Origin of the sequence: Granulicatella elegans ATCC 700633, from assembly GCF_000162475.2 — a bacterium.
In the GTDB taxonomy this organism is placed as follows: Bacteria; Bacillota; Bacilli; order Lactobacillales; family Aerococcaceae; genus Granulicatella; species Granulicatella elegans.
Genome location: NZ_KI391971.1, coordinates 34,597 through 48,808, shown reverse-complemented (window position 1 = coordinate 48,808; position 14,212 = coordinate 34,597). Strand labels below are relative to the sequence as shown.

Here is a 14,212-nt window from a genome sequence, read left to right as displayed (position 1 = left end):
TAACATAAATACATACTGTTTCCTATTTAAGAATATACTTTTTAATCATCAATTTTTACAATTTGTTTTGTATTTGCATCTATCGTTACCTCGATTGATTTTCCATTATGATAAACTTCTACATTCCAATATAATTGACCATTATCACGTTCTAATGACCAATCTTTTAATTGTCCTCCAGAAATTTGTCCTAAAGCAATAGAAATCATCTCATCAACATCTGACAAAATAGATGTCTCAATCTTTTTATAAGCACGTTTATAAGAAATATCTCCTTTTTTACGATCCATTTCTGTTTGAACTAATTTTTGACTGTCTACTTGATAGATGAACTCATATTCTGTTGTATCATCCAATGCAGAAATTTCATAGACAATTGGCTGTACAGTCTTTAATTGAACTTTAGTGATATCTAATGAACTATATTGGCTTGTAAACACTTCTAACATTTTTTGTACGCTATCTTTATAAGAAGCTGAACTTTGAGAAGTAGACTGATTTGTATTCGTTGTTACTTGTTGGGTTGTTGAGTTTGTAATTGTTTGATTACTTTGAGTTGTTTGTACCGCTGAAGTTGTCGTTGTAGGCTGAGGTGCTGTATTAATTTGAACACAGGCACTTAATAAACTTGCAGAGACAATTGATAGAAATAATTTATTTTTTTTCATATTTTCCTCTTTCGAATTATTATTTTTAAAGCATATTAAATATATAAGAAAGCTTGTCATGTTGCAAATAAAACAGTCGAATTTCATAATATTTTTATCGTACACGTTTTATGGTACAATATGAATAAATCATCATTGAAAGGAGAGTCTATGTTAGAGCAATATAAAACTATTCATCAAGATGGGCAAAATGAAATTGAAATTAAAGGTTCACGTTTTATAGCTCATTTCAAACGTACAGAAACAGAAGAAGAAGCTCTCGAATTTATTAAAGCTATCAAGAAAGAACATTGGAAAGCTACTCATAATTGTTCAGCTTATTTAATTGGCGAAAGAGATGAATTTCAACGCGCAATGGACGATGGAGAACCAAGTGGAACAGCCGGCGTTCCAATGTTAGAAGTATTGAAGAAACAGGCACTAAAAAATACTACAGTTGTTGTAACACGATACTTTGGCGGTACAAAACTAGGCGCTGGAGGACTTGTTCGCGCTTATACCGGAGCTGTTGCAGAAGGACTTAAAGCTATTGGAATCGTTCAAGCTAGCTTAGAAACGATCTTAAAAGTGACGATCGATTATTCTACCGTTGGAAAACTAGAATACTATCTTGAAACAAATACTATTTCTGTAGTCGACAAGGAATTTACAGATGTAGTAGCAATTCATTGTAGTCTACCTGTTGAAGAAGTAGATTCTTTCCAAGAAGCTGTGATTGAACTATTACAAAACAAAGTCCAATTCGAAGAACTAGGACAACAATATATCGAAAGACTTATTTCATCAGAAGAATAAAAAAATGTGGAGCTGTTTGCTCCACATTTTTTTACTTTTCGCAGTAGCTACTGGCGTCCTCTACTACTTCAGGAAAATCAATTATTATTCAAACTGAGCTCGATATAAACCAGCATAGAATCCTTGTTTTGCTAACAATTCTTCATGAGTTCCTTGCTCAATCACATTCCCCTTCTGCATCACTAAAATCTTATCCGCATTACGAATTGTTGACAAACGGTGCGCAATGACAAACGAAGTTTTATGTTCCATAATATGATCCATCGCTTTTTGAATTTGCATTTCCGTTCTTGTATCTACGTTCGAAGTTGCTTCATCTAAAATGAATACAGAGGGTGAAGCTAAAATCGCACGAGCAATCGTTAATAATTGTTTTTGCCCTCCAGAAATATTATCCGTTTCTTCCGTAATATACGTATCATATCCATCTGGTAATTTACGAATAAAATCATCCGCAAAGGCTTGTTTTGCTGCCTGAACAACTTCTTCATCCGTTGCATCTGGACGACTATAACGAATATTTTCTCGAATCGTTCCTTTAAATAACCAAGTATCTTGTAATACCATTCCAACTTTTGAACGGAGAGAATCCACTTTATAATCTTGAATATTATGTCCATCAATTTCAATCGCTCCACTTGTAATATCATAGAAGCGCATTAATAAATTAATCACAGTTGTTTTACCTGCACCTGTTGGCCCTACAATCGCTACAGTTTCCCCTGCTTTAACATCAATATTCAAATCTTCCATTAATGTTACTTCTGGAGTATAACCAAATGAAACATGCTTAAATTGAACATCTCCAACGATAGCTGGAAGTTCTTTTTTATCGCCTTCTTCTTCCATTTCTTCTGCATCTAATAATTCAAAAATTCGCTCTGCTGCTGCTAACATAGATTGAGTTAATCCAATCATATTTGCTGCATCTCCCATTGGTTGGCTAATATTTCTCATATATTGCAAAATTGCTTGAATGCCACCGATGGTAATCATCCCTCCAGAGGCAAATAATCCACCGACAATCGCTACAAATACATAAATAATATTATTAATTAAACGAGAAATTGGGAACATCAATCCTGCAAAAAATTGCGCTTTCCAAGCATGTTCATATAACTCATCATTTAACGCTTGAAATTCTGCTTGAGAACGGTCTTCATAATTGAAGGCTTTTACAATCTCATGTCCGCCATAATATTCTTCAATATAACCATTTAAACGTCCTGTAGTTTCTTGACGATTGGCAAATGATGTCGAAGATTTCTTACCAATCATTCCAATAATAAAGAATGAAAGTGGAATCCCCAATACGCCAATAATCGCTAATGGAATATTTACCGTAAACATCATAATAATAATCCCAAAGAACGTCAAAACGGTTGTAAAAATTTGATTTGACACTTGTGAGAAAGAATCATCAATTGTTTGAATATCATTTGTTGCACGACTTAATAAGTCCCCTCTTGATTGCTCATCAAAATATCGAACTGGTAAACGTGTGAATTTTTCATCGATTTCTTTTTGTAATCGATAAATAATATCACTAGCAACACGAGACATAAAATATTTTCCTAAAAAGTTTAATCCAGCTGCTAAAAGATATAAAACCGCTAAAGTCTTCGCAATCGCAAAAACTCCTTCTAAATCAACTGAAGTATAATTAGAGGCAATATAACTTTCACTAATTAACGTCGTTGCGTCCCCTAAAATTTTAGGTAATTGTACATCTAAAATGACTGAAACAAGGGATACTACTAATACAATCGTAACAATCACACGATCAGGCTTTAAATAACTTAATAATCGTTTTAAGACAGTTTTATTCATCAGTATCCTCCATTTCTTCTAAGCTTGATTGAGAATTCATAATTTCTTGATAAATTTGGTTACTTTCTTTCAATTCATCATGAGTTCCAATTCCAACAACATTTCCTTCATGTAATACAATAATTTTTGTAGCATCTGTTACAGATGAAATTCTTTGTGCAACTACAAAAATAATAGATTGTTGATTAATTTCTGCTAAATTGGCACGAAGTTTTGCTTCTGTTTTCGCATCTAATGCTGAGAAGCTATCATCATAAACGTAGATGGAAGCGTGTTTAACTAATGCACGGGCAATCGATAATCTTTGTTTTTGCCCTCCAGAGAAATTATCTCCTTTTTGCTCTACGTGAGCATCTAGTCCTTCTTCTAAACTAGAAACAAATTCCCATGCTTCTGCTTGTTTTAATGCTTGAATCATTTCTTCATCTATTGCATGTTCATTCCCAAATCTTAAATTATCTCGAATACTTCCTTCAAATAACATACGATTTTGAGGTACAAATGCGATTTGCTCGCGTAGTTCTTTTTCGGTAAATTCTTTAATATTTACACCATTCATTAACAACTCTCCAGAAGTTGTATCTAAGAATCGCATTAATAAATTCACTAGTGTTGATTTTCCTGCTCCTGTTGAACCAATAATTGCAATTTTTTCTCCAACTTTTGCCGTGAAGTTCACATGGTTTAACATCGCTTTTTCTGCTCCTTCATATTTGAAAGAAACATCTTTAAATTCTACTGTATCAATTTTTTCTAAACCATAATCTTCGCTCACAAATGTTTGAATATTTTCTTGCTCTAATACTTCATTAATCCTTTTTGCAGCTACAAGCCCTTGAGGAATCATAATGAAAATAAAAGATAGCAATAATAACGCTATTAATACAAGAACAGAATATTGAATAACTGCCATCAAAGCTCCCACTTCTAATTGAGACGCTTGAATTAAATGAGCTCCTACAAGAACAACTGCTAAATTCGCAAAATTAATCGTAATCATCATTAATGGCATAATTAAACTAAATTTAATATACATACCGAAGATTAATTTACGATACTTTTCATTCACTTGATCAAAACGTTCTACTTCATACTCGCTCTTATTAAAAGCACGAATCACACGGATACCCGTTAATGAATCACGAATAATTTGTGTTAATGTATCCGTCATTTGACGCATAATGGTAAAGTCTTTTGAGACTGCTTTGACTAATAGTGCTCCTACAATTCCTAAAAATGGAATGGATCCTAATAATACTAATGACAATGTAAAATTCATACGAACAGCAAGAATAATAGAACCCACTAACAATAATGGAGCCATTAATACCATACTCATTGAAAATCCTAATGTTTGAGCTAAACTTTGGATATCTCTTGTTGTACGATTAATATAAGAAGATGTTCCAAACTTTTGGAAATCTTGCGTTGAGAAATGTTGAATTTTTGTAAACATACTCAAACGTAAATCTTTTGATAATCCCGCAGAGAATTTTCCGATAAATCGAACGACTAAAATTGATAACACTAAATCTAAAGTCGAAGTCAGTAACATGAATCCCCCCTGTTGTAAAATCACCGCTTGGTTTTGTTTTAAAATCCCATTGCTTACCAAAGAAGCTAAAATCGTTGGAGATAGTAAACTTGAACCCACTTGTAAAATCGTTAAAATCACAATTCCTGCTAATAATGCTCGATATTTATGAACATGATTCATGATTTGTTTCATTCATTTTCTTCCTTTCTATATGAGAGTGTTTCGATTGGAATACTTTCAATCGTATTAATCATTTTATGGATAACATTGAAAGCTTGTTCCAATTCTTCTTTTTCTTGAGTTGCTAATATTTTTTGAACCATTTCATGATTTCTTTTAGAAATAATTTTTCCAACTTCTTTTCCATAATCTGTCAAGGTTACTAGTGTTACTCGTTTATCTTTTGGATCATTCATACGAACGATATACCCATGTTTTTCTAATGAATTGACGAATTGGATGGCTGTTGAAGATTTAATTTCATAAAAGCAGCTAATGTCTTTGATGGTTAGAGTTTTATCAAATTCTGATTCGTAATAATATAAGAGAACTAAGACATTGTTTTCCCGTATTGTGAGGTTAGGAGCAATACTTCTGAAAACATTTAGATGTTCAATTCTTAAAAATAATTTGAGAATGTCGTCAAAAATTTGTTTATTTGTCATGCAATCTCTCCTTTCGATTTTTCTTTATTAAAGTGTAACAAAGAAAAGGTAGGTAGTCAACCTACTTAATATACGGAAATGATATTTTCACTGTAGCATTGGACGCCAGTAGCTTCGCTTTGCGAATCTCTTGGCTAAAATTTGAGCCTGAAGTCTCAAATTTTCCAGTAAAATAATCCATTATTCAATGGATTATTTTACCTTTGCTACGGTGAAAAATTTCTTTCCTCATCGATATACAATTTTTACGTGTATTTAATAAAAATCGATATTAACGAAATTACAAGGACGGTAGCAGCCCTTGCAGTCTCATGCCTAAAATTCGAGCCTTGGTCTCGAATTTTCCTTAAGTATTTCCCTCTCTTTTTTGCATGCAAAAAAGGACAAGAACTGTTGTCCTTGTCCTTTTCTTCTTTATTTTCTTTTTACGAGTTGCTATATGGACGGTTATAATCCCATAATATAGCTAACAAGCCTACTAGAGCTACTAACATTGTGGCAACTCCTGGTTTTCCAACCATTTGATGTCCTTTAATTAACATAATTAAGAAGACAATGATTAAGACTACTCGTATCCATATTCTAACTTTTGGATTCATCACATATGCTCCCATCTAATTTCACTTGGATTCATGATCACTGTTTCATGATTTCCATGGCCATCATAAACTTCAGTTTCTTGTGCTTCATTTGTATTATTGACAATTGCATACAAGCCTTTTTCAGGATATGCATGAACTTCAACAGATAAATTAGAAGAATACCATTTTTTGAATTCTTGTTCTTTAGCAGCTGCATAATATAATGCACGAAGCAATAATCTTGTATTTTCTGGGCTATAAGGTAGACCTGCAAGATATACTCCACGACCTTTTCCATAAGGGTTAGCTGCTAAATGAATTTCACCAAATTCTTTTCCTTCAGCATTTGCTGGCATTACAATACCTTCTACTTCTTGAGAAACTTTTGGATTGCTGAATTCTAATACTTCTGTATTTTCAGTCAATCCATAGACATTCTTCATTCCTTCTCCGAAATCGATTTTGCGTACATCTTTAATATCTTCTGTAATGAAGTGAGTGTCTAATTCTTTTGTAAAATATTTATCAGTAGATAAGCTATATCCCATTTCGCGTTCTACCCCTAGAACATCTGCTAATTGGAAATATCTACCTTGATGGTGAACAGCTGTCGGTTCTCCTACTCCAACAAATCCTCCACCGTTATATACAAATTCACGAATTTTAGTTAGTAGTTCTGGATTTTTCCAAACATCCCCACCACTGAATGCAGTTCCGGCATCACCAGCATTAATAATTACATCTACGTCTTTTAAGATATCTGTTGTTAAAATATCTTCAAAGCTAATGAATTGAACATCAACACTGGCACCACTTAACGCTTCCATAATTCCTAAATACGAATAAATTTGTTTATATGGTAATTCATGTGCCACCATATGAGATTGCCAAGTACGTAATTTACCCCAAGCATTTAGAATAGCAACTTTTAAACCAACATATGGTTTTGTATGTTTTACAACATCGTAAATCTCTCTAAATTCATCCGTTACTTGTTCAATATAGTCAACAAATTTAGGGAATTGGTATGCTAAACTTAAGTAGCCTCCATATCCAATACGGTCAACTGGATTTCTCATAATTGCACGTCTTGCTGATAACCAGTTTTTATTCGCTTCAATGGTTGGATCATTTCCTTCTCTAAATACATCTGGGAAGAAGTATGGTAAGAATCTTCCTTCAGTGTATTTCACATGAGGAATATCAGAAATCATACGTAAAGTTGCTCCGCCCCCTACGGAACCAACTACTGCGTCTAAACCAATTTCTTTGAAATATTTTCCATAAGGCTCTGTTCCAATCCAGTTATCCCCTAAAAACATCATTGCTTCTTTTCCTGCATCATGTGCAAGATCTACTAATTTTTTCGCTTCTGTTGCAACAAATTTTTGGATAAAGTCGATATAGTCTAAGTAAGCTTTACTTGGTGTTCTAAATGTAGAATTATAATACCCTTCATCCACAATATCTTCCGCTCTTAAGCGATAGCCTTTTTCTTTTGCAAAAGCTTCTAAAGCCGCTACAGAAACGCTAGCTCCATATCCAAACCAATCTACAAATTTTTCTTTTCCTAATTGATTGAAAATCAATGTGAAGTGATAGAAGAAAGTTGTAAAACGTACAACATCTGTATCTGGATTTTCTTTTAGCCAATTTTTTAAATAAGTTTGCATATATTCATTAGAAGCCGGTTGACGGACATCAAATGGAATATCGTGTGGAACATTTCCCCAATTATTTGTAATATGATTATACATTTGAGTTGGATCCCAAATAGCATATACTAAAAATGATACCGTATATTCATGAAAAGCTTCTGCTCCATGAACTGTAACAATATTTCTTTCTTTATCTAATACCCAATTTTCAACACTAACCACTTTCCCCGTTGTACGGTCGATGACTTCCCAATATAATTTTTCATCATGAACGTAATCTGGTTGAACTTGATCTGTAAAATATCCATCCATAAATGGAATTTCTAATTCACTTGAAGTTGCTAGATGGAATTTAGACATCACATAAATTTGTTGGCATTCTTCCATATGCTTTTCAGCAAATTCATTATGATTTCTTGCAACAAAATAAGTTGTATAAATTTTTGCATCTAATTGTTTTGTTGCTTCATCTAATTTAGTACCATCACTATCTCGAATGGCATCTGCTCCCCAACGTTCAATCAATTCTTTTGTTTCTTTCAAAAAATTAGCTTGACTTGGTAATGTTAAACGTCCCTTCGTTTTGCTCATGGTGTTTCTCCTCTCCTACTCTTTAGAACCACCTAAGGTCATTCCTTGTGTTAATTTATTTTGAACAAGAATATATAGAATCAATGTTGGTAACATTACTAATACCATCCCTGCGTACATTTGACCATATTGCGCTGCACCACGTTGTGCTTGTAATAAGTTTTTCAACCCTACTGGCAATGTTTGATTTTTACCAGGCATTAATGTTAATGCAATAATATATTCATTCCAAAATGATAAGAAGTTAAATAAAATTACTGTAATAATACTTGGTCTAGCCATTGGAGTCATAACTTTGAACATTGTTGTAAAATATCCTGCACCATCAATAGCTGCTGCTTCTTCAAATGTTGTCGGTAAAGTTTTGAAGAAGTTTGATAATAAGTAAATTGTAAATGGTAATGATGTAGCAGCATAAACTACTGCAAGTACAAAAATATTATTTAAGAAGAAGCCATTTGCGATTCCAAATGATTTTAATCCTTTATCCCAATCTAGTAGCATTAAAAAGATTGGAACAACAATATAGTTTACGTTAATGAATAATCCACCTTTTAGAAGTGTATTAATGAGTTTGCTTCCAGGGAATTTAAATCTTGCTAATACATAAGCAGCTGGAATCGCAACAGCTACTAAAATGATTAATGCTAATGCTGTTACAATAACAGAATTTAACATATAATCTCCCATTTTTGCACTTGTCCAAGCATCAATAAAGTTTTGGAAATAAAATCCTTTAGGTGCTGTCCATGGGCTACCATAAAACTCACTATTTTGCTTAATTGATGCGACAAATACCCAACCAACAGGCACAATAATGGAAATGGCTAAAGTAATTAACGCTACATAAATAAATGCTTTATATAAGCGTTCAAATGAACGAGTTTGCATTTTCATAATATGCCTCCTAATATTCTAGAATGTCACGTTTTGTAATGTGACTAACGATACCTGATAATCCAAATGAGAAGATAAATACAACTACCCCAATTGCCATACCATAACCAAAGGAAGAGTTTGTATAAGCTTGAGTAAACATGTAGCTTAAGAATACTTCTGTTGAACCATCTGGACCACCATTTGTTAAAATTTGTACTAATAAGAAACTTAAGTTAATCGTACTAATAATGAAGAATGTTAATGTTGTACGAATACTATTCCAAATTAACGGCAATGTTACATTGAAGAATTTACCAATTTTTCCTGCACCGTCTAGATCAGCTGCTTCATATAAGCTAGATGGAATATTTGCCATCCCAGCCATATACATTACCATATAATACCCAATTGCTTGCCAAATTAAGGCAAAAGCTAAAGAATAAATGACAACTCCTTGGTCTCCCAACCATAAACGTTCCAATGCTTTTGGTAAAATGGCATTTAATAAACCACCATTTGGATCATAAATCGCTGCAAATAAACCAGCAATAACTACGATTGATAAAATGTTTGGAATATAGAAAATAATTCTAAAGAAATTATTTCCACGAATTTTCTCAGTTGTTAAAATTGATGCAAATAACACTGCTAAAACAACTGTTACAATCGTTACAATAACAATTAATAAAATCGTATTTTGAATAGTTCTTGAAAAATTCTCATCTTTCCATAAAGTTACAAAATTATCAAACCCTACAAATTGTTTGTTCTTTGAAAATCCACCCCAACGATACATGGACATTCTAAACACTTCAATCGTTGGATAAATTAAGAAAGTAAGAAATAATATAATGGCAGGTAATATACATGCTAGGATAAATCCTGCACGCTCTTTTTTCCGACGATTATTCATCTTCATGCTCCTATCTTTTATTTAAGTATAAAATAAAGCTGGGAATGGCTACCTCCTGAAAGAAAACTCTTGGAACTCTGAAACTACTTAAAACTGAGTTTATCTTTCCGGAAGAGCCCCTTTTCCCAGCTCCTTTTCTATCCATTCACACTAGTTGAAGAATTATTTTTCTACAGCCGCACCTAATTTTTGGCTTACTTCTTCAACTGATTTTTGCCAATCTGCTACAGATTTTTGACCAGATGCTACAGAGTCGATTTGACCGTATAATGTTTCTTTCATGTTTACACCTTCAACTGGTTTTGTAGCAACAAAGTTACCATTGATAACTCCATCTACTTCATCTACAACTTTGTATAAGCTTTGTAATTCAGCAGGTAATTTGCTTGTTACACCTTGAATTGGTTGAGCAGCATTGTGTTTAGCAAAGATTGCTGCTGCTTTATCAGAATATAAGAATGATAAGAATTCTTTAGCTTCTTTTTTGTTAGTTGCTGCTTCTGGAACCCAGATGTGTTCGAAGAATGAGTAAACGAAACGTTTGCCACCTTTTTCAATTGCTGGAGCAGCATTCATAGCCCATTTGAATCCATCAGCACGAGGAGCATCTTTCATTTCTCCAACTACCCATGTACCATTTGGCATGAATAAAGCTTTGTTATCTAATAATAATTGTTGGTTCTTAGTAAAGCTTTGTGGGTTAGCATTGGCTACTGTTGAAGGTTCAACATTTTTCACTAATTCGCCTAATGCATTAAACGCTTTAGTTGCTCCTTCAGAAGCAAAGATTCCTTTTTCATAGCTCATTGCTTTGTTGAATAAGTCAACGCCACCAGCATTTGCTAATAATGCAGGGAAGAAGCTATCTAAGTATCCAGTTGTTGGATAAGTAAATAATGAGATTCCTTCTGCTTTTGCTTTTTCTGCTAATTCTTTCATAGCTGGCATATCTTTTGGAACTTCCCAGCCTTTTTGTTCAAATAACCCTTGGTTATAGAATAAACCAGTTGGTGCATAGAACATTGGAGCTAAGTAGTGTTTTCCATCACGATATGGATCTGTAACTGTAGAACCTAATACACCGTTTAATAATTTTTCAGAAACTTTTTTATCTTCTCCGTATACTTTCATATCGAATAAGTCAGAGATATCTGCTAAAGCTTTTTCTTTAATTAATGTTTCTGGTAAAGCTTTTTTACGTCCTAATGCAAGCATTACAACATCTGGGAAATCTCCCGCTTTCATTTTTGGTGAAAGTTCATCTTCTAATTCTTTACTAGATTGTAATTCAACTTTAACATTTGGATTTGCTTCTTCATAAGCTTTAATTAATTCAGGCCACATTTCTTTTCCATAACCTGATTCAAGAGCTGCTAATTTAAGAGTTTTCTTTTCTCCTGATTTAGTTTCTGCTGGTTTGTCAGTAGTTGTTGTTTTATTATTACAAGCTACTAATCCAACAGTCGCTAATAACGCTGCACTTGATAACATTAATTTCTTTTTCATAAATATTCCTCCTGTTTTCTCGAAAATTCTTCATTTTCGAAAGGTTATTCTTTTTTTACCTCGACATCATAATACTATGAATAAAACGTTTACACAACTATTTTGTTGCTATATTTTATAACAATATTGTTTTTTATAAAATAAAAACAGGAAAGAATCTGATTATGTTATAAATCGAATTCTTTCCTATAAATCTTTTATATTTTATCTATATACTTTTTATTCAATCGGTAAATAATCATTCTTTTAATGCTTACCACTCTTTCGGACTCCATAATTGTCCATCCAATTGTGCCTTATAATGATCTACTCGCTGTTGTTGTTCCATCAATAATTGTTTACAAGCTTCTAAAAAAGCTCTTTCTTTATAATCTTGACATTCTTCTTGCCAAGTAGCAATTTGTTCTTCCATCCATTTAGAATCCATCTGCTTCATTCCCCATTTCTGAAAGCATCATCACTAATTCTTCTCTTTCTTGTTGCAATTCTACAATCCACTCTCTTACTGACCCTGTATGAGTATTTGAATATTGCTCTAACTTCTCCAACATCCATTGTTCTTTTTCACTAAAATAATGCGAACCATTTTCTAAATAGTACAGATAATCCACTAATAATTGTTGCTTTTGAGTTTCTTTTAAATACTGAAATTGATAAATGATAAATGGTGTTTGATAGTTCCATCCTAATTGATTGGCTAACGCTTGATAAGGTCTCAGTAACTCTTCGATTCCAAATCCTACTGAACCACCCGCTGCATATCGATCTTTCTTGGCACCTACTGTAACTACAATTCCCAGTTCTTTCTTTTTCCCTTTTTGTGATAAATTCAACGTCAATACTTCATCCATCCATTGCTTCATCACACTTGGACATTGATACCAATAAAATGGAAATTGAAAAATAATTCTGTCTGCTTCTTGAAGACAAGCTCGTTCTATTCTCTTATCAAAATGATTATTTTCTTGTTCTGCTAAAATCGATTCTAAATGACGAATTTGAATCCGTTCTTCTCCTTTAATGGCCGCTAGTAAAAATTGCTGGGAAGAGGATTGAGCTACATCAGGATGACTCATAATAATTAATGTTTTAGTCATTAAATTTACCCTTTCTGATATTGATTTAGTAAAGCTTGACTATTTTCTACAAAATAAGAAATCGCATATTGTAACGCTGCATCATCTACTACAAAAGATGGATGATGCCATTCATAAGGACAACCTGTTCCGATAAACGCAAAACATCCTGGAACATATTCCATATAATTCGCAAAATCTTCTGCTCCCAATGTTAATTCAGGAGTCACAATTGTCGCAAATTGTTCTGTTGTTTCTTTTACAATGTTAGTCACTTCTTCATCATTATCTACAACTGGCGGTGTCATAATCCATTCCATATGTGCTTCTTGTCCATAAACAGCTGCCATTTGATGCACCATATGATCCATTAAACTGCGAATTTTCTCTTGATCCTTTTTATAAAAAGTACGAATTGTTCCTTCAAAGAAAACACGCTCTGGAATAACATTCCAAGTATTTCCCCCTTCAATATGAGAAATACTTAATACTGTAGGTGACAATGGTGAAACATGACGACTTACAATCGCTTGTAAATTCGTAATAATTTGACATGCAGTAACAATTGGATCATTCCCATTATGTGGAGCAGCCGCATGCGTTCCTACACCTTTTAATTCCACAGAAAATTGTCCCACAGCTGCCATTAGTGGTCCAGATTTAATCCCAATTGTTCCAACTGGTAATTCAGGCTTATTATGGAATCCAATAATTGCATCGACTCCCTCTAATACACCTTCAGCAATTAAAGCACGAGCACCTCGATTCATTTCTTCTGCTGGCTGAAAAATGAATCGAATTTTCCCGTTTAAGCTTTCTTCTTTATCTTTTAAAATTTTCGCAGCCATTAATAAACTAGCTGTATGAAAATCATGCCCACAAGCATGCATCACTCCATCATGCTCTGAACGATAGTCTAAATCCGTTTGTTCATAAATTGGTAATGCGTCCATATCTGCACGAAGCGCAATAACGGGACCTTCTTTCGTTCCAATTTCAGCAACAACACCTGTTGGTGTTTTTAAAGGACGATAAGAAATTCCCCATTCTGTTAATTTTTCTTGAATATATGCAGTTGTTTTAAATTCTTGTTCGGATAATTCTGGATAACGGTGTAATGTTCGTCTCATTTTCACTGCTTCTTGAATCCATTCTTCTTTCATAACAATCACCTCTTGAAAATCACTTATTTTCATTTTACTACAAACAAAGTAAAAAAACATGAGGAAACGCTTAAAGCTTCCTCATGCTTACAATAAATACTACGGGAATAGAAATCGATTTTATCTGATGTAGTGGTAGACGCCAGTAGCCCCTACGGGTATCTTGGCTACTTCAGATAAATTTTCAAACGTACTCTTCTCTACTTTCGTTAAGAAAAGAATAGACTTCCTACAGTAGCTCGAGTACTATCAGCCACACAGGCTGATAGTACTGGAAAATTCGAGACCTTAGGCTCGAATTTTAGCCAAGAGACCCAAAGGGGCTACTGGCGTCCAACGCTACATCAGAC

13 protein-coding genes are annotated in these 14,212 nt (G+C 33.5%); 1 reads left to right on the top strand and 12 read right to left on the bottom strand.

Annotation, left to right across the window (positions count from 1 at the left end; all coding sequences use genetic code 11):
• Positions 1-41 precede the first annotated feature (41 nt).
• Positions 42-668, bottom strand: coding sequence for a PepSY domain-containing protein (locus tag HMPREF0446_RS00225; protein WP_006703775.1), 627 nt, complete (start codon positions 666-668; stop codon positions 42-44).
• A gap of 150 nt (positions 669-818) precedes the next feature.
• Between HMPREF0446_RS00225 and HMPREF0446_RS00220 the strand changes: the two genes are divergently transcribed.
• Positions 819-1,463, top strand: coding sequence for a YigZ family protein (locus HMPREF0446_RS00220; RefSeq protein WP_006703776.1), 645 nt, complete (start codon positions 819-821; stop codon positions 1,461-1,463).
• A gap of 84 nt (positions 1,464-1,547) precedes the next feature.
• On the opposite strand, the gene HMPREF0446_RS00215 is transcribed toward HMPREF0446_RS00220, so the two are convergent.
• The 11 genes from HMPREF0446_RS00215 to HMPREF0446_RS00175 all read right to left on the bottom strand — a co-directional run bounded on the left by HMPREF0446_RS00215 (position 1,548) and on the right by HMPREF0446_RS00175 (position 13,862).
• Complete coding sequence (locus HMPREF0446_RS00215) at positions 1,548-3,293, bottom strand: ABC transporter ATP-binding protein (protein ID WP_006703777.1); 1,746 nt, start codon at positions 3,291-3,293, stop codon at positions 1,548-1,550.
• Positions 3,286-5,022 (bottom strand): ABC transporter ATP-binding protein, encoded by a 1,737-nt coding sequence (locus HMPREF0446_RS00210; protein ID WP_006703778.1) that lies wholly within the window; start codon positions 5,020-5,022, stop codon positions 3,286-3,288. The genes HMPREF0446_RS00215 and HMPREF0446_RS00210 overlap by 8 nt, the downstream gene beginning before the upstream one ends.
• On the bottom strand, positions 5,019-5,495 hold the full coding sequence (locus HMPREF0446_RS00205) for a MarR family winged helix-turn-helix transcriptional regulator (RefSeq protein WP_006703779.1): 477 nt from the start codon (positions 5,493-5,495) through the stop codon (positions 5,019-5,021). The genes HMPREF0446_RS00210 and HMPREF0446_RS00205 overlap by 4 nt, the downstream gene beginning before the upstream one ends.
• Before the next feature lie 425 nt (positions 5,496-5,920).
• Positions 5,921-6,094, bottom strand: coding sequence for a DUF6903 family protein (locus tag HMPREF0446_RS08420; RefSeq protein WP_006703780.1), 174 nt, complete (start codon positions 6,092-6,094; stop codon positions 5,921-5,923).
• On the bottom strand, positions 6,094-8,325 hold the full coding sequence (gene gnpA / locus HMPREF0446_RS00200) for a 1,3-beta-galactosyl-N-acetylhexosamine phosphorylase (protein WP_006703781.1): 2,232 nt from the start codon (positions 8,323-8,325) through the stop codon (positions 6,094-6,096). The genes HMPREF0446_RS08420 and gnpA overlap by 1 nt, the downstream gene beginning before the upstream one ends.
• A gap of 15 nt (positions 8,326-8,340) precedes the next feature.
• Positions 8,341-9,222 (bottom strand): carbohydrate ABC transporter permease, encoded by an 882-nt coding sequence (locus HMPREF0446_RS00195; RefSeq protein WP_006703782.1) that lies wholly within the window; start codon positions 9,220-9,222, stop codon positions 8,341-8,343.
• A gap of 10 nt (positions 9,223-9,232) precedes the next feature.
• Positions 9,233-10,117, bottom strand: coding sequence for a carbohydrate ABC transporter permease (locus tag HMPREF0446_RS00190; RefSeq protein ID WP_020991217.1), 885 nt, complete (start codon positions 10,115-10,117; stop codon positions 9,233-9,235).
• Positions 10,118-10,279: 162 nt separating this feature from the next.
• Positions 10,280-11,623, bottom strand: coding sequence for a carbohydrate ABC transporter substrate-binding protein (locus HMPREF0446_RS00185; protein ID WP_006703784.1), 1,344 nt, complete (start codon positions 11,621-11,623; stop codon positions 10,280-10,282).
• A gap of 253 nt (positions 11,624-11,876) precedes the next feature.
• Positions 11,877-12,050, bottom strand: a complete 174-nt coding sequence (locus HMPREF0446_RS08530; protein WP_006703785.1) for a hypothetical protein — start codon at positions 12,048-12,050, stop codon at positions 11,877-11,879.
• On the bottom strand, positions 12,040-12,720 hold the full coding sequence (locus HMPREF0446_RS00180) for an NAD(P)H-dependent oxidoreductase (protein WP_006703786.1): 681 nt from the start codon (positions 12,718-12,720) through the stop codon (positions 12,040-12,042). Before HMPREF0446_RS00180 ends, HMPREF0446_RS08530 begins: the two co-directional genes overlap by 11 nt.
• Before the next feature lie 5 nt (positions 12,721-12,725).
• Complete coding sequence (locus HMPREF0446_RS00175) at positions 12,726-13,862, bottom strand: amidohydrolase (RefSeq protein WP_020991216.1); 1,137 nt, start codon at positions 13,860-13,862, stop codon at positions 12,726-12,728.
• Positions 13,863-14,212 lie beyond the last annotated feature (350 nt).

Coding starts and splice junctions, on each gene's coding strand:
- HMPREF0446_RS00215 (WP_006703777.1), bottom strand. CDS start 3,293: ATGAATAAAACTGTCTTAAAACGATTATTAAGTTATTTAAAGCCTGAT.
- HMPREF0446_RS00205 (WP_006703779.1), bottom strand. CDS start 5,495: ATGACAAATAAACAAATTTTTGACGACATTCTCAAATTATTTTTAAGA.
- gnpA (WP_006703781.1), bottom strand. CDS start 8,325: ATGAGCAAAACGAAGGGACGTTTAACATTACCAAGTCAAGCTAATTTT.
- HMPREF0446_RS00210 (WP_006703778.1), bottom strand. CDS start 5,022: ATGAAACAAATCATGAATCATGTTCATAAATATCGAGCATTATTAGCA.
- HMPREF0446_RS00220 (WP_006703776.1), top strand. CDS start 819: ATGTTAGAGCAATATAAAACTATTCATCAAGATGGGCAAAATGAAATT.
- HMPREF0446_RS00190 (WP_020991217.1), bottom strand. CDS start 10,117: ATGAATAATCGTCGGAAAAAAGAGCGTGCAGGATTTATCCTAGCATGT.
- HMPREF0446_RS00225 (WP_006703775.1), bottom strand. CDS start 668: ATGAAAAAAAATAAATTATTTCTATCAATTGTCTCTGCAAGTTTATTA.
- HMPREF0446_RS00195 (WP_006703782.1), bottom strand. CDS start 9,222: ATGAAAATGCAAACTCGTTCATTTGAACGCTTATATAAAGCATTTATT.
- HMPREF0446_RS00175 (WP_020991216.1), bottom strand. CDS start 13,862: ATGAAAGAAGAATGGATTCAAGAAGCAGTGAAAATGAGACGAACATTA.
- HMPREF0446_RS08530 (WP_006703785.1), bottom strand. CDS start 12,050: ATGGATTCTAAATGGATGGAAGAACAAATTGCTACTTGGCAAGAAGAA.
- HMPREF0446_RS00180 (WP_006703786.1), bottom strand. CDS start 12,720: ATGACTAAAACATTAATTATTATGAGTCATCCTGATGTAGCTCAATCC.
- HMPREF0446_RS08420 (WP_006703780.1), bottom strand. CDS start 6,094: ATGAATCCAAAAGTTAGAATATGGATACGAGTAGTCTTAATCATTGTC.
- HMPREF0446_RS00185 (WP_006703784.1), bottom strand. CDS start 11,623: ATGAAAAAGAAATTAATGTTATCAAGTGCAGCGTTATTAGCGACTGTT.